Source organism: Streptomyces sp. NPDC026246, from assembly GCF_055567995.1.
Genome location: NZ_JBVHPJ010000002.1, coordinates 200,650 through 219,473, shown reverse-complemented (window position 1 = coordinate 219,473; position 18,824 = coordinate 200,650). Strand labels below are relative to the sequence as shown.

Annotated in this window: 19 protein-coding genes; 9 read left to right on the top strand and 10 right to left on the bottom strand. The window is 70.8% G+C overall.

Features of this window, described 5'->3' with window-relative positions; all coding sequences use genetic code 11:
• Positions 1-74: 74 nt before the first annotated feature.
• From ACZ4M5_RS05120 to fasR, 4 genes are all read right to left on the bottom strand, one after another.
• Entirely contained in the window at positions 75-323 is a 249-nt protein-coding gene (locus ACZ4M5_RS05120; protein WP_003989952.1) for an acyl carrier protein, read from the bottom strand.
• Positions 324-403: 80 nt separating this feature from the next.
• Entirely contained in the window at positions 404-1,405 is a 1,002-nt protein-coding gene (locus ACZ4M5_RS05115) for a beta-ketoacyl-ACP synthase 3 (protein WP_467733239.1), read from the bottom strand.
• 15 nt (positions 1,406-1,420) lie between these two features.
• Positions 1,421-2,350, bottom strand: coding sequence for an ACP S-malonyltransferase (locus ACZ4M5_RS05110; protein ID WP_467733237.1), 930 nt, complete (start codon positions 2,348-2,350; stop codon positions 1,421-1,423).
• 89 nt (positions 2,351-2,439) lie between these two features.
• Positions 2,440-3,645 carry a fatty acid biosynthesis transcriptional regulator FasR gene (gene fasR, locus ACZ4M5_RS05105; protein ID WP_398111387.1) on the bottom strand — a complete coding sequence of 402 codons (1,206 nt, stop codon included), beginning with the start codon at positions 3,643-3,645 and terminating at the stop codon, positions 2,440-2,442.
• A gap of 62 nt (positions 3,646-3,707) precedes the next feature.
• Here fasR and ACZ4M5_RS05100 point away from each other — a divergent pair, with 62 nt between their 5' ends.
• Positions 3,708-4,376 (top strand): pirin family protein, encoded by a 669-nt coding sequence (locus ACZ4M5_RS05100; RefSeq protein ID WP_467734235.1) that lies wholly within the window; start codon positions 3,708-3,710, stop codon positions 4,374-4,376.
• Positions 4,377-4,551: 175 nt separating this feature from the next.
• On the opposite strand, the gene ACZ4M5_RS05095 is transcribed toward ACZ4M5_RS05100, so the two are convergent.
• Positions 4,552-5,367 (bottom strand): serine hydrolase domain-containing protein, encoded by an 816-nt coding sequence (locus ACZ4M5_RS05095; RefSeq protein WP_467733235.1) that lies wholly within the window; start codon positions 5,365-5,367, stop codon positions 4,552-4,554.
• Between the two features lie 126 nt (positions 5,368-5,493).
• Between ACZ4M5_RS05095 and ACZ4M5_RS05090 the strand changes: the two genes are divergently transcribed.
• Both ACZ4M5_RS05090 and ACZ4M5_RS05085 read left to right on the top strand, forming a co-directional pair.
• A complete protein-coding gene (locus ACZ4M5_RS05090; RefSeq protein ID WP_398111385.1) occupies positions 5,494-5,958 on the top strand; it encodes a MerR family transcriptional regulator in 465 nt (154 codons plus the stop codon).
• Complete coding sequence (locus ACZ4M5_RS05085) at positions 5,955-6,968, top strand: aldo/keto reductase (protein WP_467733232.1); 1,014 nt, start codon at positions 5,955-5,957, stop codon at positions 6,966-6,968. The genes ACZ4M5_RS05090 and ACZ4M5_RS05085 overlap by 4 nt, the downstream gene beginning before the upstream one ends.
• 84 nt (positions 6,969-7,052) lie before the next feature.
• On the opposite strand, the gene ACZ4M5_RS05080 is transcribed toward ACZ4M5_RS05085, so the two are convergent.
• The 3 genes from ACZ4M5_RS05080 to ACZ4M5_RS05070 form a co-directional block, all read right to left on the bottom strand.
• Positions 7,053-7,913, bottom strand: coding sequence for a DUF4429 domain-containing protein (locus ACZ4M5_RS05080; protein ID WP_467734233.1), 861 nt, complete (start codon positions 7,911-7,913; stop codon positions 7,053-7,055).
• A 66-nt stretch (positions 7,914-7,979) separates the two neighbouring features.
• On the bottom strand, positions 7,980-9,188 hold the full coding sequence (locus ACZ4M5_RS05075) for an alpha/beta hydrolase (protein ID WP_467733230.1): 1,209 nt from the start codon (positions 9,186-9,188) through the stop codon (positions 7,980-7,982).
• Between the two features lie 73 nt (positions 9,189-9,261).
• Positions 9,262-9,894: a TetR family transcriptional regulator gene (locus tag ACZ4M5_RS05070; RefSeq protein WP_467733228.1), complete on the bottom strand. Its 633-nt coding sequence runs from the start codon at positions 9,892-9,894 to the stop codon at positions 9,262-9,264.
• Positions 9,895-10,011: 117 nt separating this feature from the next.
• On the opposite strand from ACZ4M5_RS05070, the gene ACZ4M5_RS05065 reads away from it, so the two are divergent.
• Complete coding sequence (locus ACZ4M5_RS05065; protein ID WP_467733226.1) at positions 10,012-11,634, top strand: MFS transporter; 1,623 nt, start codon at positions 10,012-10,014, stop codon at positions 11,632-11,634.
• Between the two features lie 265 nt (positions 11,635-11,899).
• Complete coding sequence (locus ACZ4M5_RS05060) at positions 11,900-12,208, top strand: small hydrophobic protein (RefSeq protein WP_467733224.1); 309 nt, start codon at positions 11,900-11,902, stop codon at positions 12,206-12,208.
• Positions 12,209-12,311: 103 nt separating this feature from the next.
• Here the strand turns inward: ACZ4M5_RS05060 and ACZ4M5_RS05055 are convergent, their stop codons facing one another.
• Positions 12,312-13,046 carry a potassium channel family protein gene (locus ACZ4M5_RS05055; protein ID WP_467733222.1) on the bottom strand — a complete coding sequence of 245 codons (735 nt, stop codon included), beginning with the start codon at positions 13,044-13,046 and terminating at the stop codon, positions 12,312-12,314.
• A gap of 84 nt (positions 13,047-13,130) precedes the next feature.
• Positions 13,131-15,878, bottom strand: a complete 2,748-nt coding sequence (aceE, locus tag ACZ4M5_RS05050; protein ID WP_467733219.1) for a pyruvate dehydrogenase (acetyl-transferring), homodimeric type — start codon at positions 15,876-15,878, stop codon at positions 13,131-13,133.
• A 417-nt stretch (positions 15,879-16,295) separates the two neighbouring features.
• On the opposite strand from aceE, the gene ACZ4M5_RS05045 reads away from it, so the two are divergent.
• From ACZ4M5_RS05045 to ACZ4M5_RS05030, 4 genes are all read left to right on the top strand, one after another.
• Positions 16,296-16,733 carry a DUF3052 domain-containing protein gene (locus ACZ4M5_RS05045; RefSeq protein ID WP_467733217.1) on the top strand — a complete coding sequence of 146 codons (438 nt, stop codon included), beginning with the start codon at positions 16,296-16,298 and terminating at the stop codon, positions 16,731-16,733.
• 109 nt (positions 16,734-16,842) lie between these two features.
• Entirely contained in the window at positions 16,843-17,301 is a 459-nt protein-coding gene (locus tag ACZ4M5_RS05040; protein WP_467733215.1) for a peroxiredoxin, read from the top strand.
• Between the two features lie 147 nt (positions 17,302-17,448).
• Positions 17,449-18,024 carry a calcium homeostasis/redox stress adaptation protein gene (locus ACZ4M5_RS05035; protein WP_369197241.1) on the top strand — a complete coding sequence of 192 codons (576 nt, stop codon included), beginning with the start codon at positions 17,449-17,451 and terminating at the stop codon, positions 18,022-18,024.
• Positions 18,025-18,143: 119 nt separating this feature from the next.
• Complete coding sequence (locus ACZ4M5_RS05030; RefSeq protein WP_467733212.1) at positions 18,144-18,719, top strand: TerD family protein; 576 nt, start codon at positions 18,144-18,146, stop codon at positions 18,717-18,719.
• Positions 18,720-18,824: the final 105 nt, after the last annotated feature.

Sequence of the window (18,824 nt, the reverse complement as noted above, 5' to 3'; positions counted from 1 at the left end):
TCCAACGGATCCGAGGATTAAGCGGCGCCACCGCCGGGTGGCGGGGCAGTCAGCCCAGGGGCCTGATCGGTCGATCAGCCCTGGTGCTTGAGGATGTAGTCGGTCGCGTCGCCGACCGTCTTGAGGTTCTTGACGTCCTCGTCCGGGATCTTGACGTCGAAGCGCTCTTCGGCGGCGACGACGACCTCGACCATGGACAGCGAGTCGACGTCCAGGTCGTCGGTGAAGGACTTGTCCAGCTGGACGTCCTCAACCGGGATGCCGGCGATCTCGTTCACGATCTCGGCGAGACCGGCGACGATCTCTTCCTGAGTGGCGGCCATGTTGGCGCTCCTTCGTAGATATCCAGAGGTGTGGCAGGTGGTACGCACCGTCCCGGACCGCATGATCCGGCACGGAGTGCCTAGGGGAGGGTAACGACAGTCGCTGCGTAGACGAGACCCGCCCCGAAGCCGATGACGAGCGCGGTGTCGCCGCTCTTCGCCTCGCCGGTCGCCAGGAGCCGCTCCATCGCGAGCGGGATCGAGGCGGCCGAGGTGTTGCCGGTGGTGCGGATGTCACGGGCGACCGTGACGTGCTCCGGCAGTTTCAGGGTCTTCACCATCGAGTCGATGATCCGCACGTTGGCCTGGTGCGGGATGAAGACGTCCAGGTCGTCCGCGGTGATCCCGGCCGCGTCCAGCGCCTGCTGGGCGACCTTCGCCATCTCGAACACGGCCCAGCGGAACACCGCCTGGCCTTCCTGGGTGATCGCGGGGAACTTCTCGACCGTCCCGTCGCGGTAGTCCGTCCACGGCACGGTCTGCTTGATGGTCTCGGACTTGTCGCCCTCGGAGCCCCACACGGTCGGGCCGATCGCGGGCTCCTGGGCCGGGCCGACCACGACCGCGCCCGCGCCGTCGCCGAACAGGAAGGCCGTCGCGCGGTCCTCCAGGTCGGTCAGGTCGCTCAGCCGCTCCACGCCGATCACCAGCACGTACTCCGCGGAGCCCTCGACGATCATGCCCTTGGCGAGGGTGAGACCGTAGCCGAAGCCCGCGCAGCCCGCCGAGATGTCGAAGGCGGCGGCCTTGTCCGTGCCGAGCTTGTCGGCGATCTCGGTGGCGACGGCCGGGGTCTGCTTGAAGTGCGAGACCGTCGAGACGATCACCCCGCCGATCTGCTCGACGGAGATGCCGGCGTCCGCGATGGCCTTGCCGGACGCCTCGATCGACATCTGCGCGACGGTCTCCTCGTCGGAGGCCCAGTGCCGCGTCTCGATGCCGGAGCGCGAGCGGATCCACTCGTCGGAGGACTCGATCGTCTCCAGGATCACCTCGTTCGGCACGACCCGCGTCGGCCGGTACCCGCCGACGCCGAGGATCCGCGCGTACGGGGCGCCTTTGCTGGGCTTGATCTTCGCCATGCTCCGGGCTCCTTGTCAGGCGTGCTCGGCGATGAGCTCGCGAGCAGCGTCCAGGTCGGCGGGCGTCTTGAGCGCCAGGGTCTTCACACCGGGCAGGGCGCGCTTGGCCAGGCCGGTCAGCGTGCCACCGGGGCACACCTCGATCAGCGCCGTGACGCCGAGCTCCTTGAAGGTCTCCATGCACAGGTCCCAGCGGACCGGGTTGGCGACCTGGCCGACCAGACGCTCCAGCACCTCGGTGCCGGCGGCGACGGCCCGCCCGTCCTTGTTGGAGACGTACGCGAGCGCGGGGTCGGCCGGCGTCAGGGCCTCGGCGGCCTTCGCCAGCGCGTCGACCGCGGGGGCCATGTGGTGCGTGTGGAACGCGCCGGCGACCTTCAGCGCCACGACCTTGCGCACGCCCTCCGGCTTGTCCTCCGCCAGCGCCGCGAGCTGCTCCAGGGTGCCGGCCGCGACGATCTGGCCCGCGCCGTTGATGTTCGCCGGCGTCAGGCCCAGCTTCTCCAGGTGCGCGAGCGTCACGTCCGGGTCGCCGCCGAGCAGCGCGGCCATACCGGTCTCGGTGACGGCGGCCGCCTCGGCCATGGCCAGGCCGCGGGTGCGGACCAGACGGAGCGCCTCCTCGTGCGGGAGCACCCCGGCGAGCGAGGCCGCGGTGATCTCGCCCACGCTGTGCCCGGCGATGGCACCGACCGTGCGGGGCAGGTCCGCCGGGTCCTCGAAGAGCAGGGACGCGGACGCCAGTCCTGCGGCCACCAGCAGCGGCTGCGCCACCGCGGTGTCGCGGATCTCCTCCGCGTCGGCCTCGGTGCCGTAACGGATCAGGTCGAGGCCCGCGGCGTCCGACCAGGCCTCGAGGGCACCGCGGACACCGGGGAGGTCGAGCCATTCAGTCAGGAAGCCGGGCGTCTGGGCGCCCTGGCCGGGAGCGACGAGTACGAGCACTCTCACACTCTCTCTTGGGTACGGGCACGGCCGCCCGTGGGGACAGGGACGAAGAACACGAGGGGGTTTTGTCGAGCCTCGACAAAACCTTAGGGCTGGAGATCTCCATCGACCAGACGCCCCAGGATCAGAGCGATCCGCAGCGTGAAGGCAGAGCGTACATCGGACGGCGACCAGCCGGTGACGTCAGTCACACGTCGAAGCCGGTAGCGGACGGTGTTGGGATGCACGAACAGCATCCGGGCGGCGCCTTCCAGACTGCTCGCCTGTTCGAGATAGACGCTGAGCGTCTCCAGGAGCGCCGCCCCGGCCTCCTCCAGCGGTCTGTAGATCTCCTCCACCAACTGCTCGCGGGCGGAGGGGTCCCCGGCGATGGCCCGCTCCGGGAGCAGGTCGTCGGCGAGGACCGGGCGCGGGGCGTCCTGCCAGGCGGAACACGCCTTCAGGCCCGCCGCGGCGGCCTGCGCGGACCGGGTCGCGGCCTGCAGGTCGGGCACCACCGGTCCGGCCACGACAGGTCCGGCCGCGAACGGTCCGATGAGCGACTTGGCCACGGCCAGCGGGTTGTCGCTGCCGCCGGCGATCACGACCAGCCGGTCGCCGAGCACGCCGGTGAGCACCTGGAGCTTGGCGTGCCGGGACGCGCGCCGTATGGCTTCCACGGTCAGCTCGCTGTCCCCGTCGGGCGCGGTGCCGAGCACCACGCACACGTGCTCCGGGGAGTTCCAACCGAGGGCGGCGGCGCGCGACACCGCGCCCTCGTCGGCCTCGCCGCTGAGCACGGCGTTCACCACCAGGGACTCCAGCCGGGCGTCCCAGGCACCGCGTGCCTCGGCGGCCTGCGCGTACACCTGGGCCGTGGCGAAGGCGATCTCCCGGGCGTAGACGAGCAGTGCCTCGCGCAGCACGCTCTCGTCGCCGGGGGCCGCGACCTCGTCGATCGCGGACTCCATGACCTCGATGGTGGTGCGCACCATCTCCACGGTCTGGCGCAGCGTGATCGCCCGGGTCAGCTCGCGCGGTGCGGTGCCGAACACGTCGGTGGAGATGGCCTGGGGGGCGTCGGGGCGCCGGAACCACTCGGTGAACGCGGCGATGCCCGCCTGCGCGACCAGACCGATCCAGGAACGGTTCTCCGGGGGCATGGCCCGGTACCAGGGCAGCGTCTCGTCCATCCGCGCGATGGCCTGCGCGGCGAGCGATCCTGACGACTTCTCCAGCCGCCTCAGCGTGGCGGAATGCGGATGGAGGTCGGTCGCTGCGGCCGGGTTCTTGCCGGTTTCGGGTTCGGGCACGGGGACAAGACTGCCTTATCCGGACGGGAGGGTGCGCCGCCGGGTCTACCGTGGACGGCGTGATGGACGTCAGGCGCGCCGACGAGCGCTACCAGGGAGGGGATCCGGCTGCCGGCATCGACAGCCGGCACGCCTTCTCCTTCGGCCCGCACTACGACCCGGACAACCTCCGGTTCGGTGCGGTGCTCGCGTGCAACGAGGAGCGGCTGGCGCCGGGTGCCGGGTTCGACGAGCACCCGCACAGCCACACGGAGATCGTGACCTGGGTGGTGGAGGGCGAACTGACGCACCGGGACTCGGCCGGGCACGAGTCCGTCGTGCGCCCCGGGGACGTGCAGCGGCTCAGCTCGGCGGGCGGGGTGCGCCACGTCGAGCGCAACGACGGCTCCGGGCCGCTGACCTTCGTGCAGATGTGGCTGGCCCCGCTGCGACCCGGCGGCGAACCGTCCTACGAGGTCGTCCGCGGCATCGCCGACTCCACGCCGTACGCCCTGCCCCGGGCCGGGGCGATGCTGCACGTGCGGCGGCTCGGGGCGGGGGAGCGGACGGCGGTGCCGGACGGGGCGTACCTGTACGTGCACGTCGTGCGCGGCGCGGTGCGCCTGGACGGCGAGGAGCTCGGCGCCGGGGACGCGGCACGGATCACCGACGCGAAGGCCCTGGAGGCCGAAGGCGTCACCGGGGCCGAGCTGCTGATCTGGGAGATGACGGACGACGCCGCCCGGCCCTAGGTCGTGTCCGCAAAGTCCCGCCTGCCCCGCGACGCCTGGCACGCACTCTCGCCGCACCGGACGAAGCCCCAAGTACGATCCAGTACGAGGGACTCCGCCCGGCACGCCGAGAGCACGCACCAGACGCCGCGGGGCCCGCACTCCGGGCGAACGACGGGGACTTTGCGGACACGACCTAGAGCTCGGCGCGCACCGCGTCCGTGAACGCCGGCCACGCCTCGATCGCCCAGGGGCCGAACGCGCGGTCCGTCAGCGCCACGCAGCCGGCACCCGCGTCGGGGTCGACCCACAGGAACGTACCGGACTGGCCGAAATGCCCGAAAGTGCGCGGGGAGGACGACGAGCCCGTCCAGTGCGGCGACTTGGAGTCGCGGATCTCGAAGCCCAGCCCCCAGTCGTTGGGGTTCTGGTGGCCGTAGCCCGGCAGCACGCCCTTGGTGCCCGGATACTGCACGGTCATCGCCTCGGCGACCGTTCGCGGGTCCAGCAACTGAGGCGCCTGCAGCTCGGCGGCGAACCGCAGCAGGTCCTCCACGGTGGACACGGCGTCCTTGGCCGGGGAGCCCTCCAGGGACGTCGAGGTCATGCCCAGCGGCTCCAGCACCGCCTGGCGCAGGTACTCGGCGAACGGGATGGCGGTCGCCTCGGCGAGATGGTCGCCGAGTTGCTCGAAACCGGCGTTGGAGTACAGCCGCCGCTCCCCGGGCGGGGCCGTGACCCGGTGCTCGTCGAAGGCCAGACCCGAGGTGTGCGCGAGCAGGTGCCGGACCGTCGACCCGGGGGGACCCGCGGGCTCGTCGAACTCGAGGGCGCCCTCCTCGTAGGCGACCAGCACCGCGTAGGCGGCCAGCGGCTTGGTCACCGACGCGAGGGGGAAGCGCTGCCCGACCGGGCCGTGGGTGCCGAGGACGGTGCCGTCCGCCCGGACGACACCCGCGGCGGCGGTGGGAACCGGCCAGTTCTCGATCAACGCGAGGCTCTTGAGCGACATGCCTGCGAGCCTATGCGCTGAACGCGTGCGCCCCGGCGAGGGGTCCGGCCGGTCACGCGGGCGCCCTGCCGATTTCTCGCCGTGGGTGCTTGCTTGGAGCGCACTCCAAGGTTCTAGCGTGGGGCCATGACGGTGATGGAGACCACGGGGACCGGGACCGACCTCTGTGCCGGTCCGCCGCAGCAGAACCGGCGCCCGGACGGCCAGGACCGCTACACGATCAGCGAGGTCGTCGCCCTGACCGGCCTGACGGCCCACACCCTGCGCTGGTACGAGCGCATCGGCCTGATGCCGCACATCGACCGCTCCCACACCGGCCAGCGCCGCTACACCAACCGCGACCTCGACTGGCTCGACCTCGTCGGCAAACTCCGGCTGACGGGCATGCCGGTGGCGGACATGGTCCGCTACGCGGAACTGGTGCGCGCGGGCGACCACACCTACGGCGAGCGCTTCGAGCTGCTGAGGACGACCCGCGAGGACGTCCTGGCGAGGATCGACGAACTACGGGGCACACTGGCCGTACTGGACCGGAAGATCAGTTTCTACGCGGACGCCGGGCGGGCCCCGGCGTCGGAGGGGCCTCGATGACGGACGGCAGGATCACGACGGCGAAGCTCGGCGCGGACGGCCCCGAGGTGGGCGTGCAGGGCCTCGGCTGCATGGGCATGAGCTTCGGCTACGGCCCCGCGGACGCGGACGCCTCGCGCGCCACCCTGGAACGGGCCCTCGAACTGGGCGTCACGCTCTACGACACGGCCGACGCCTACGGCGCCGGCGAGAACGAGCGGTTCCTCGCGCCCTTCCTCAAGGCACACCGCGACGAGGTCGTCCTCGCGACCAAGTTCGGCCTGTCCATACCGCCGGACGACCCGGCCCGGCGCATCATCCGCAACGACCCGCCCTACATCCGCCGCGCCGTCGAGGACAGTCTGAAGCGCCTGGACGTCGACGTCATCGACCTCTACTACCTGCACCGGCGCGATGTGAACGTGCCGATCGAGGAGAGCGTCGGCACGATGGCCGACCTGGTCCGCGAGGGCAAGGTGAAGCACCTCGGCCTGAGCGAGGTCACGGCCGGTGAAGTGCGCGCCGCGCACGCCGTGCACCCCATCGCCGCCGTGCAGTCGGAGTGGTCCCTGTTCAGCCGGGACATCGAGGCGCAGGTCGTGCCCGCCGTCCGTGAGCTGGGCGCGGCGCTCGTGGCGTACTCACCCCTGGGCCGCGGCTTCCTCACCGGTTCCTTCGCCCGGGCCGAGGACCTGTCCTTGGACGACTTCCGCCGCCGGCAGCCGCGTTTCACGGGCGAGAACGCGACCGCCAACGCCACCCTGCTGGAACTGATCCGCGCGGTCGCGCGGGCCCATGACGCCACCCTCGGCCAGATCGCCCTGGCCTGGGCCCACCGACGGGCCGAGGTCCACGACCTCACGGTCGTCCCGATCCCGGGCACCCGCAAGCCGTCGCGGGTGGAGGAGAACACGGCGGCGACCGCGATCCACCTGACGGACGAGCAACTGGAACTCCTGGACGGCATAGCGGCCCAGGTGACGGGCAACCGCTACGCGGACATGGCCTTCACCTCGGCGGGCAGGGAGTAGGGAGGCGCCCCTCCACGGGCGCGGGGAACGGCGCGCTCAGCCACGCACGACCCGCGCCCGCGCCCCCACCGAACCCGGCAGACGCTAGAGCTCGGAGAGCAACTCGGCCTTCTTGACCGAGAACTCCTCATCCGTCACCAACCCGGCCTGATGCAACTCGCCCAGGTGGCGAATCCGGTCGGCGATGTCCGCAGGATCACGACGCGGCCCGCCGGCCGGCACGGCCGGGACCGGACTGGACGTGCGCACCGCGGCCAGCACCGCCGCAGCGAACGGCAGCGACTCGTGCACCGGCCCGTACCCCAGCCCGAACACCACCGCCGCGGGGTCCTGGTCGGCCTGCGCGGGGGTGGCGGCCGTCCCGTCCCGGCGCAGCAGCCGCAGATGACCCTCGAACACCTCCGGCGAGCGCCACTCCACCCCGCTCAGCTCGCCCACCGGAAAGCTCTGGTCCCCGGCCTTCCACTTGGCCGACGACGCTCCGGTCCAGAACCAGCGGAAACTGACGGTCCGTCCGTCGAAGGCCGCCTTCCCGTCGTACGCCTTGAAGGACGACGGCCCCTTCGGCGGCTCCACGAGGAACCGGTCCGCGGGCCCGGAATCCGAGAGCAGCGACTTCAGTTCGTCGGCGTAGTACTCGGCGAGCATCTCGCGCTCGGCGGGCAGCACCAGCCGGTAGGGGTCGCAGCTCTCCTTCAGCTGACCCGCGGCCGCCTCCATCAGCGGGTCGGCCCCGGGGCGCGGCTCGGCACGCAGCACGACGGTGCCGCGTTTGCCGCGCGTCAGCGTCACCCCCGCGATCGCCTCCAGGGGCACGCGGCGCTCCCCGAGCGCCTGGAAGAGCTTGGGTGTCCGGATCCCCCGTTCGTAGCGGATGAGCACGGAGTCGGACTCGAACTCCCAAGTGGCATGAAATCCGGCCAGTACGTCACCCATGCGGCTCATCGTATGCGGCACGCGCTCCTCCGTCCCCCTCCCGAGCAGACCGCACTTTCTTCGCCTCTACGCGCGTCAGGCCGCTGCCGCGCCGGACAAACCGGTACGGCAGACGCCGTCTTCGTGCGCGCAGTGCACCGAGCGGTATGCGCCGACGCCGATCTCTGCGAAATTGAACAGACTTGCCGTTCCCGGCTCGAAGTAGCCGGCGTGACCCTTCGCACCCGCCGCCGACAGCACCCGCGCGCCGAACCCGGAGGACACCGGGTCGGCCCCGTGGCCCAGTCCGCCCAGCTCCAGGTAGGGCACGTCCTGGATCCAGTCGTCGGCGTCCCGCATCGCCCACACCCGGGCCCCGGTGCGCAGTTCCCCGGCGTTCTCCACCCGCATGCCGGGGCTGCCGGCGACCGCGATGTCGGACACCCGGCCCGGCAGCCGGTGCGCCGCGACGCCGCACACCACCGAGCCGTAGCTGTGGCAGAACAGCGAGACCGGCGCCCTGCCGGGCAATGCCCGCACCATCGCGTCCAGCCGGACCGCGCCCTCCTCCGCGCGCATCGCCGTGGCCGAGTCGATGCCGAGCCCGCTGGGCGCGGTGTAGTCGGCCCAGGCGATCACGGCGGTGCGGGTCGAGGGACTCGCCTGCCGCTCGGCGTCGTACAGGGACCGGGCCATGCCGACCGGTGCCGAGTACTTGCGCTGGGTGCGCTGGAAGGTGAGCAGGTCCGTGTCCACCCCGGGCACGACGACCGAGACCCGGTCCGCCCGGCGCAGGTCGCCGAGGACCTCGGCGACCCGGCCCGAACCCTCAGGGTCGAAGGCCAGGATGCGGCGGCCCTTCTCCAGCAGGTCGTCGAGGCGGTCCATGCGGCGCGCGGCGTCGTGCCGCCCGGCCGGTGTGAGGCGGTCGTCGTGCAGACGCTCCCGTTCCACCGCGCGCTCCTTGGCGAGCGCGATCCGGTTGGCGCGGTAGCGCAGCTCGACGGGGGCGCCGTTCATGTTGCCGACGGCGAGCGGGTACCTGCGGGCCAGGCTCGCGCGCTCCGCCTCGTCGAGCGAGGCGAAGAAGCGGGTCAGCTTCCCCGGCGCGGACTGCGGGTCGGGCAGCCGGTGACCGCCGACGCGGCCGTGCTCCCACGCGGAGAGCGAGGCCTGCAGCGGTGTGTCGCCCCGCTGGGTGCGCAGAGCGGTCCAGCCGGTGGTCGTCAGCATCACGAACACCACGGCCAGAGCGAGCAGTGCGCGCCAGACGTTCAGTTGCGGGGAGGTGTCGAAGGAAGTCACTGAAAGGACACACTAGGAGAACGAGAGGGTCTCGCGTCAACCAAGTGACCGGGATCACGTTTTGGTCGGGGCGTCAGGGGGACCGCCCCGGACGCCAGTTCCCCGCCAGTGCCGGTCCGACCTGATCCAGGTAGGCGGCGGTGAGTTCGCGCAGTCCCTCCAGGGTGAGGTCCTCCCCCGTGGACCACAGTCTTTCGGTGACACGAATCACCCCGCCGAAGAGGGCGACGACGATCCGGGGCCGAGGGTCGGCGTCCACGTCGAGCCCCTCGCGCTCGGCGATGATGCCGGCCAGTTGCTCCTCCAGTTCGGCCGCCCGCCGCAGATGGACGGCGAGCAGTGCGGGCGTCGACTCGATCACCCGGTACACGCGCAGGTGGAGTTCGATCGGGACCAGCTCGGCGACGGCCTCGTGGATGGCGTCCCAGCTCTCCAGGACGGCCCGGCGCAGCGCCTCCAGGGGCAGCTCGGAGGGCGGGCGCGCCCGCAGGGCGTCGATGACGACGGCCTCCGCCAGGCGCGGCACGAACAGCGCCGTCTCCTCCTTGCCGGCGAAGTAGCGGAAGAAGGTGCGCTGCGACACGTCGACGGCCGCGGCGATGTCGTCGACGGTCGTCTCCTCGTACCCGCGCGTGGCGAACAGCTCCAGGGCGGCTCGCAGCAGCGCGTCCCGCGTGCGCTGCTTCTTGCGCTCGCGCAAGTTCAAGAAAGGTCCTCCTGTGCGCAGTGTTCTCCCAGTTCAGGCTATCCGGGGATGTCGTGTCAGTTACCGACTAGTGAATTGGTTTGTCAATTGTCAGTGACTGTCACTAGCCTCGAACGTATGACTAGTCAGACCGCCATCGACACGTCGGGGTCGGGGGGCAAGACGCCGGGCGCGGTGGACGCGACGCCGGGCAAGGGGCTGCGCGGGCATCCCTGGCTCACCCTCATCACCGTCGCCGTAGGGGTCATGATGGTGGCCCTGGACGGCACCATCGTGGCCATCGCCAACCCGGCGATCCAGAAGGACCTCGGCGCCACCTTCGCCGAGGTGCAGTGGATCACCAACGGCTACTTCCTCGCCCTCGCCGTCTCGCTGATCACCGCGGGCAAGCTCGGCGACCGCTTCGGGCACCGGCAGACCTTCCTCATCGGCGTCGTCGGCTTCGCCGCCGCCTCGGGCGCCATCGGCCTGTCGGACAGCATCGCGCTGGTCGTGGTCTTCCGCGTCCTGCAGGGCCTGTTCGGCGCGCTGCTGATGCCGGCCGCGCTCGGCCTGCTGCGGGCCACCTTCCCGGCCGAGAAACTGAACATGGCCATCGGCATCTGGGGCATGGTCATCGGCGCGTCCACCGCCGGCGGCCCGATCCTCGGCGGTGTGCTCGTCGAGCACGTCAACTGGCAGTCGGTGTTCTTCATCAACGTGCCGGTCGGCGTCCTCGCGGTCGTCCTCGGCGTCTGGATCCTGCTGGACCACCGCGCCGAGAACGCCCCGCGCTCCTTCGACCTGCCGGGCATCGCCCTGCTGTCGGTCTCGGTCTTCTGCCTGGTGTGGGCGCTCATCAAGGCCCCGCCGTCCGAGTGGGGCTGGGGCGACGCGAAGACGCTGGGCTTCCTCGGCGCGTCCGTGCTGGGCTTCGCGCTCTTCGCCCTGTGGGAGACGAAGGTCAGGGAGCCGCTGATCCCGCTCGCGCTGTTCCGTTCCGTGGCGCTGTCCGCGGGTGTCGTGCTGATGATCCTCATGGCCATCGCGTTCATGGGCGGCCTGTTCTTCGTGACGTTCTACCTGCAGAACGTGCACGGCATGAGCCCGGTCGACGCGGGTCTGCACCTGCTTCCGCTCACCGGTATGATGATCGTCGGCTCGCCGCTGGCCGGTGCGATGATCACCAAGTTCGGTCCCCGGGTCCCGCTCGCGGGCGGCATGGCGCTCACCGCGATCGCCATGTACGGCATGTCGACCCTGGAGACGGACACCGGCAGCGGCGTCATGTCGCTCTGGTTCGCCCTGCTCGGCCTCGGCCTCGCGCCGGTCATGGTCGGCGCCACCGAAGTCATCGTGGGCAACGCCCCGATGGAGCTGTCGGGTGTCGCGGGCGGTCTGCAGCAGGCCGCCATGCAGATCGGCGGCAGCCTCGGCACGGCCGTCCTCGGTGCCGTCATGGCCTCCAAGGTCAACAGCGACCTGGCGGGCAACTGGCGGGAGGCGGGCCTTCCGCCGCTCACCCCGGAGCAGCAGCACCAGGCCTCCGAAGCGGTCCAGGTCGGCGTCCCGCCGCTGGCGCCGGGCACCCCGGAGGCGATCGCCGCGAAGATCACGGGGGTCGCGCACGACACGTTCATCTCCGGCATGAGCGCGGCCTCGCTCGTGGCGGCGGGCGTCGCCGCGGTGGCGGTGCTGGTGGCGTTCCTGACCAAGCGCGGGCAGAACGCCGAGGCAGGCGCGGGCGTCGGGCACATCTGACGGTCCGCCGCCGAACGCCCCCGGGAAGAGGCTTTCCCGGGGGCGTTCGCTCATCAGGGTGAACAGGAGCGCCGAAGCCTCCCGTTGGGCCCGCCGCACAGGTCACAGTGGGTCAAGTCCTCCGCAGGGCATGGAGGGCGGACGCTGCGGCGCGCTGCCGGAGGGGGGTGGCGCGCAGGCAGCGGTGCATGGCCGGCCGTTCGCGGGGTACCCGCCGTGTCATACCCGAGTAGAGCCTCAACCGACTGAGGGATCACGGGAGTTGATGATGGCGAGCTTCGGAGACGGTACGCGCAGGCACCCCCGCTCACGTGGCCGGACGTGGTCAAGGACCGGGACGGATCGCGCGACGCTCGGACTCGTCGGAGTCATCTGCGCGGTCGCGGGCTTCTTCGTGCTGGGGATCGTCCTCGGCCCCGCCGCGATCGTCTGCGGCTGGCTCGCCATGGGCCGCACCTGGTCGGGCTCCCGCCCGCCCGCGGCCGTGGTGGCCCTCGTCCTGGGCGCCATCGACACCCTCCTGGCCCTGTTGTGGCTGTCCGGAGCCATGACACCGGGCCTGGGCCTCTACTGAACCGGGTGAAGTGAGCACGGGCCTCCGGCGGTTCGGCCGGGGGTCCGCTCGTGCGCGCGGCGGCCGGGGGGGCGAACCGGGGCTGTGGCGCCTCATCCGGCTGTCACTCGACGGGCGTCCTCTTCAGGGCCGCCACCTCCGCGCGCAGCGCCCGTACCTCCGCCGTCAGCTCCACGATCGCCTCGGTCTGCCGCCGCTCCTCGACGTCGTCCTTCTCGAACCGTGCGATGAACCAGGCCGCGATGTTCGCCGTCACCACACCGAGCAGGGCGATGCCGGACAGCATGAGCCCCACCGCGAGCACGCGCCCCAGCCCGGTCGTCGGGGCGTGGTCCCCGTACCCCACCGTCGTCATGGTCGTGAAGGACCACCACACCGCGTCACCCAGTGTGCGGATGTTCCCGTCCGGCGCGTCGCGTTCCACGGACAGCACCGCCAGCGAGCCGAACATCAGCAGCCCCACCACGGCCCCGGCGACGTACGTGGTCAGCCGGATCTGCGAGGCCATCCGCGCCCGCTGCCCGACGAGCAGCAGGGTCGACACCAGCCGCAGCAGCCGCAGCGGCTGGAGCAGCGGCAGCACCACCGCGGCCAGGTCGAGCCAGTGCGTCCGCACGAAGGACGGCCGGTGCGGGGCGAGGGCCAGGCGCACGACGTAGTCGAGGACGAACGCCGCCCACACCACCCACTCGACCGCCCCGCACGCCCGCACCACCCCGGGGTCCGCGTCCGGCCGGACGATCGGCACGGCGTAGGCGACGGCGAACGCGAGGGCCAGGGCGAACAGGGGGCGCTGCGTGTGCTGCTCCCAGCGGAGCTGGGCCGACTGCTGCTGCATGCAGGCATCGTAGGAAAGCCGAAGGGGTGGCGGGCCCACGGTGCGTCCGTGAGGCTCACCACCCCTGGGAGAGGCTCCCCCCGGTCAGGCGTCGCCGCCCGCGACCCCCGGGTCCGCCGCCGACACGTCGAGCAGCTGGTACCGGTCGATGGCCTGCTTGAGCACCGACCGGTCGACCTTGCCCTCACGCGCCAGCTCGGTCAGCACCGCCACCACGATCGACTGGGCGTCGATGTGGAAGAAGCGGCGGGCCGCGCCCCGCGTGTCGGCGAAGCCGAAGCCGTCCGCACCGAGCGACTGGTACGTCTGCGGCACCCAGCGCGCGATCTGGTCGGGGACCGAGCGCATCCAGTCCGACACCGCCACGACCGGCCCCTGGGCGTCCGTGAGCTTGCGCGTCACGTACGGCACCCGCTGCTCCTCCTCGGGGTGCAGCAGGTTGTGCCGCTCGCAGTCCACGGCCTCGCGCCGCAGCTCGTTCCAGGAGGTCGCCGACCAGACGTCCGCCTTGACGTTCCACTCCTCGGCCAGGATCTTCTGCGCCTCGACCGCCCAGGGCACCGCCACCCCGGAGGCCAGGATCTGCGCCGGCACCGAGCCGCCCGTGCCCTCGCTGAAGCGGTACAGGCCCTGGAGGATGCCCTCGACGTCCACGCCGTCCGGCTCGGCCGGGTGCTGGATCGGCTCGTTGTAGACGGTCAGGTAGTAGAAGACGTCCTCACCGTGCGGGTGCTCCTGCGAGGAGCCGTACATCCGGCGCAGACCGTCCTGCACGATGTGCGCGATCTCGAAGCCGAACGCCGGGTCGTAGGCCACGCACGCCGGGTTCGTCGAGGCGAGCAGCTGCGAGTGGCCGTCCGCGTGCTGCAGGCCCTCGCCCGTCAGCGTCGTGCGCCCGGCGGTGGCGCCCAGGACGAAACCGCGGGACAGCTGGTCGGCCATCTGCCAGAACTGGTCGCCGGTGCGCTGGAAGCCGAACATCGAGTAGAAGACGTAGACCGGGATCAGCGGCTCGCCATGGGTGGCGTAGGCCGAGCCGGCGGCGATCAGCGAGGCCGTGCAGCCCGCCTCGGAGATGCCGTCGTGCAGCATCTGCCCGTTCGGCGCCTCCTTGTAGGCGAGCAGCAGCTCGCGGTCGACCGACTCGTACTGCTGCCCGAGTGGGTTGTAGATCTTCGCGCTCGGGAAGAACGAGTCCATGCCGAACGTGCGGTACTCGTCCGGCGCGATCAGCACGAACCGCTTGCCGAGCTCCTTGTCCCGCATGAGGTCCTTGAGGAGACGGACGAACGCCATCGTCGTCGCGATGGACTGCTGACCCGACCCCTTCTTCACCGTCGCGTACGTCTTGTCCTCGGGCAGCGGCAGCGGTTTGGAACGGACGACCCGGGTGGGTACGTAACCGCCGAGCGACCTGCGGCGGTCGTGCATGTACTGGATCTCCTCCGAGTCCCGGCCCGGGTGGTAGTACGGCGGGGCGCCGGACTCCAGCTCCTTGTCCGGGATCGGCAGGTGCAGGCGGTCGCGGAAGCGCTTGAGGTCGTCGACCGTCAGCTTCTTCATCTGGTGCGTGGCGTTGCGGCCCTCGAAGTTCGGGCCCAGCGTCCAGCCCTTGATCGTCTTGGCGAGGATGACCGTGGGCTGGCCCTTGTGCTCCACGGCCGCCTTGTACGCCGCGAAGATCTTCCGGTGGTCGTGGCCGCCGCGGCCCAGGTGCAGGATCTGGTCGTCGGTCATGCCCTCGACCATCGCGCGCAGCCGGTGGTCGTCCCCGAAGAAGTGCTCGCGGATGTAGGCGCCGGTCTCCGTCGCGTAGGTCTGGAACTGCCCGTCCGGCGTGGTGTTCATCCGGTTGACCAGCACGCCGTCGCGGTCCTGGGCGAGCAGCGGGTCCCAGCTGCGGTCCCAGACCAGCTTGATCACGTTCCACCCGGCGCCGCGGAAGATCGACTCCAGCTCCTGGATGATCTTGCCGTTGCCGCGTACCGGGCCGTCGAGGCGCTGCAGGTTGCAGTTGACGACGAAGGTGAGGTTGTCCAGACCCTCGCGCGCGGCGATGGACAGCTGGCCCAGCGACTCCGGCTCGTCCATCTCGCCATCGCCGAGGAACGCCCAGACGTGCGACTTGGAGGTGTCGGCGATCCCGCGCGCCTCCATGTAGCGGTTCATCCGCGCCTGGTAGATCGCGCCGATCGGCCCGAGGCCCATCGACACCGTCGGGAACTCCCAGAAGTCCGGCATCGACCGCGGGTGCGGGTACGACGACAGCGCGTACGGGGCCTTGGACTTCTCCTGGCGGAAGCCGTCCAGGTGCTGCTCGCTCAGCCGGTCCAGCAGGAAGGCGCGGGCGTAGATGCCGGGGGAGGCGTGGCCCTGGAAGAAGACCTGGTCACCGCCGTCGCCCTCGTCCTTGCCGCGGAAGAAGTGGTTGAACCCTACGTCGTAGAGCGAGGCGGAGGACGCGAAGGTGGCGATGTGGCCGCCGACGCCGATGCCGGGGCGCTGGGCCCGCGAGACCATCACCGCCGCGTTCCAGCGGGTGGCGTTCAGGACCTTGCGCTCGATCTCCTCGTTGCCCGGGAAGAACGGCTCGCTCTTGGTGGGGATGGTGTTGACGTAGTCCGTGCTGCGCATCTCCGGCACGGCCACGCGCTTCTCGCGGGCCCGCTCGATCAGCCGCAGCATCAGGTAGCGGGCGCGCTCCCGGCCGCGTTCGTCCACGGCGGCGTCCAGGGAGTCGAGCCACTCCTGCGTCTCTTCGGGATCGAAGTCAGGAACCTGACTCGGAAGGCCGCCAATGATGATCGGGTTGCGATCGGATGCGGAAGCCACGCTGTTCCTTACCTGTCAGAGGGCCGGCGAGGGCCGCTGTTTCGCTGTCGTCGCGGAGCGTCGTCGCTGGGGGGCGCGCCGCTCCCCATGGTCCACCTCGGGGCCGTGAATCGTCATCTCTACCGAGCGGTAACCCGAGCGTGAGACCGGCTCCGTGACACCAGGGGCGAATACCTTCGAGTCTCGTACCCACAGACGATTCCCAAACGCCCAAACAGGGCAGAAAGGTGTGGTGTGCATCACCTCGGGCCATGATGGTGTGCCTGGAGTTGCGGTGACACCGCCGGGATCGTCACCGTTTCGGCGGTCTGCACGGCCGGGTACTTGCGCGATCGGTCCCGCCCGTGTGGACTACGGCCAATGCTTCGCGCACGCGCGTGGCTGAGATATTCCCAAGACATGATCAGGAGGCAACCCGTGAGCGCGACCGCGGACCACGCGGAGGAGCGGACGAACCCTGCCGCCAGGCTGGGGTTCCAGCCCGGGCAGGTGGTCCAGGAGATCGGCTACGACGACGACGTGGACCAGGAGCTCCGCGAGACCATCGAGGGCGTCATCGAGAGCGACCTGATGGACGAGGACTACGACGACGTGGCCGACGCCGTTGTGCTGTGGTTCCGTGACGACGACGGCGACCTGACGGATGCGCTGGTGGATGCCACCACGTACATCGAAGAAGGCGGAGCCATCCTGCTCCTGACGCCGAAGACCGGCCGTTCGGGCTACGTGGAGCCGAGCGACATCTCGGAAGCCGCCACCACGGCGGGTCTGACGGCGTCCAAGAGCGTCAGCGTCGGCAAGGACTGGAGCGGCAGCCGGCTGGCGACGCCGAAGGCCGCCAAGTCGAAGCGGTAGTCGTAACGCCCCGGGGCGGGCCGCGTCGGCGGCCCGCCCACCGGTGTGCGCCGGCCCCTGCGTAGGGTGGACCTTTCCGGCACACCACCAGGAAGGGACACCCAGGGCGATGGCGATCCAGGTCGGCGACAAGGCCCCCGACTTCGAGCTCAGGGACAACCACGGCGCCGCGGTGAGGCTGTCGGACTTCCGCGGCTCCAGGAACGTGGTCCTGCTCTTCTACCCGTTCGCCTTCACCGGCGTGTGCACCGGCGAGCTGTGCGAGCTGCGCGACAACCTGCCGCAGTTCACCGACCGCGACACCGAGCTGCTCGCCGTCTCCAACGACTCCATCCACACCCTGCGCGTCTTCGGCGAGCAGGAGGGCCTGGAGTACCCGCTGCTGTCCGACTTCTGGCCGCACGGCGAGGTCTCGCGCGCCTACGGCGTCTTCGACGAGGCCAAGGGCTGCGCCGTGCGCGGCACCTTCGTCATCGACAAGGAGGGCGTCGTGCGGTGGACCGTCGTGAACGGCCTGCCGGACGCCCGCGACCTGAACGACTACGTGAAGGCGCTCGACTCGCTGTGACGCCGGCCGGGCGTCCCGAGCCCGACACCCGCGGAAATGTCGGCTCCAGGGCCTGCGAGGGGCGGGAACCCGTCACTAGGATCGAAACGTTGATCCGACATCCGAGCACAACGGGGCATCCCGCCCCCGGACACCAATGGAGGACTCGTGGGAGTCAGCCTCAGCAAGGGCGGCAACGTATCGCTGACCAAGGAGGCGCCGGGCCTGACCGCGGTCATCGTCGGTCTGGGGTGGGACGTCCGCACCACGACCGGCACCGACTTCGACCTGGACGCCAGTGCGCTGCTGCTGAACAGCTCCGGCAAGGTCGCCAGCGACGCGCACTTCATCTTCTTCAACAACCTCAAGAGCCCGGACGGCTCCGTCGAGCACACCGGTGACAACCTCACCGGTGAGGGCGAGGGCGACGACGAGCAGATCAAGGTCGACCTGGCGACCGTGCCGGCCGACGTGGAGAAGATCATCTTCCCCGTCTCGATCTACGACGCCGAGACCCGCCAGCAGTCCTTCGGCCAGGTCCGCAACGCGTTCATCCGCGTCGTGAACCAGGCCGGCGGCGCGGAGATCGCCCGGTACGACCTGAGCGAGGACGCCTCCACCGAGACCGCCATGGTCTTCGGCGAGCTCTACCGGCACGGCGCGGAGTGGAAGTTCCGCGCCATCGGCCAGGGCTACGCCTCGGGCCTGCGCGGCATCGCGCAGGACTTCGGCGTGAACGTCTGAGCCACCCGCCGGGCCCCGGCACCGGGGCCCCGCGACCTCCCGTCCGGCGCCGCACGGTTTACGTGCGGCGCCGGACGCGCAGGACCACCTAGGAAACATCGTTCGGGGAGGGACACATCATGGGCGTCACGCTTGCCAAGGGGGGCAACGTCTCCCTGTCCAAGGCCGCACCGAACCTCACACACGTGATGATCGGTCTCGGCTGGGACGCGCGCTCCACCACCGGAGCGCCCTTCGACCTCGACGCCAGCGCCCTGATGTGCAGCGGCGGCCGCGTGCTCGGGGACGAGTGGTTCGTCTTCTACAACCAGCTCAAGAGCCCGGACGGCTCGGTCGAGCACACCGGCGACAACCTCACCGGTGAGGGCGAGGGCGACGACGAGTCGCTGCTCATCGACCTCGCCAAGGTGCCGCCGCAGTGCGACAAGATCGTCTTCCCGGTCTCCATCCACATGGCCGACGAGCGCGGCCAGACCTTCGGCCAGGTCAGCAACGCCTTCATCCGCGTGGTGAACCAGGCCGACGGCCAGGAACTCGCCCGCTACGACCTCAGCGAGGACGCCTCCACCGAGACCGCCATGATCTTCGGCGAGGTGTACCGGTACCAGGGCGAGTGGAAGTTCAGGGCGGTGGGCCAGGGGTACGCGTCGGGTCTGCGCGGCATCGCGATGGACTTCGGGGTCAGCGTCTCCTGACGCGATATGAGCAAAAACCGGGGCCTCGCGGCGGGCCCGGTGGGGCCCACTAGACTGCGGCTTCAAAAGTTCGTAAAGCCGGGTACGGCGCGGGGGTACCCCGTA

What these genes read in the sequence shown, in the direction of transcription:
- ACZ4M5_RS05120 (WP_003989952.1), bottom strand. Translation starts at nt 323, where the DNA reads ATGGCCGCCACTCAGGAAGAGATCGTCGCCGGTCTCGCCGAGATCGTG.
- ACZ4M5_RS05115 (WP_467733239.1), bottom strand. Translation starts at nt 1,405, where the DNA reads ATGGCGAAGATCAAGCCCAGCAAAGGCGCCCCGTACGCGCGGATCCTC.
- ACZ4M5_RS05100 (WP_467734235.1), top strand. Translation starts at nt 3,708, where the DNA reads ATGGACGTCAGGCGCGCCGACGAGCGCTACCAGGGAGGGGATCCGGCT.
- ACZ4M5_RS05095 (WP_467733235.1), bottom strand. Translation starts at nt 5,367, where the DNA reads ATGTCGCTCAAGAGCCTCGCGTTGATCGAGAACTGGCCGGTTCCCACC.
- ACZ4M5_RS05090 (WP_398111385.1), top strand. Translation starts at nt 5,494, where the DNA reads ATGACGGTGATGGAGACCACGGGGACCGGGACCGACCTCTGTGCCGGT.
- ACZ4M5_RS05085 (WP_467733232.1), top strand. Translation starts at nt 5,955, where the DNA reads ATGACGGACGGCAGGATCACGACGGCGAAGCTCGGCGCGGACGGCCCC.
- ACZ4M5_RS05080 (WP_467734233.1), bottom strand. Translation starts at nt 7,913, where the DNA reads ATGAGCCGCATGGGTGACGTACTGGCCGGATTTCATGCCACTTGGGAG.
- ACZ4M5_RS05065 (WP_467733226.1), top strand. Translation starts at nt 10,012, where the DNA reads ATGACTAGTCAGACCGCCATCGACACGTCGGGGTCGGGGGGCAAGACG.
- ACZ4M5_RS05060 (WP_467733224.1), top strand. Translation starts at nt 11,900, where the DNA reads ATGATGGCGAGCTTCGGAGACGGTACGCGCAGGCACCCCCGCTCACGT.
- ACZ4M5_RS05055 (WP_467733222.1), bottom strand. Translation starts at nt 13,046, where the DNA reads ATGCAGCAGCAGTCGGCCCAGCTCCGCTGGGAGCAGCACACGCAGCGC.
- ACZ4M5_RS05040 (WP_467733215.1), top strand. Translation starts at nt 16,843, where the DNA reads ATGGCGATCCAGGTCGGCGACAAGGCCCCCGACTTCGAGCTCAGGGAC.
- ACZ4M5_RS05030 (WP_467733212.1), top strand. Translation starts at nt 18,144, where the DNA reads ATGGGCGTCACGCTTGCCAAGGGGGGCAACGTCTCCCTGTCCAAGGCC.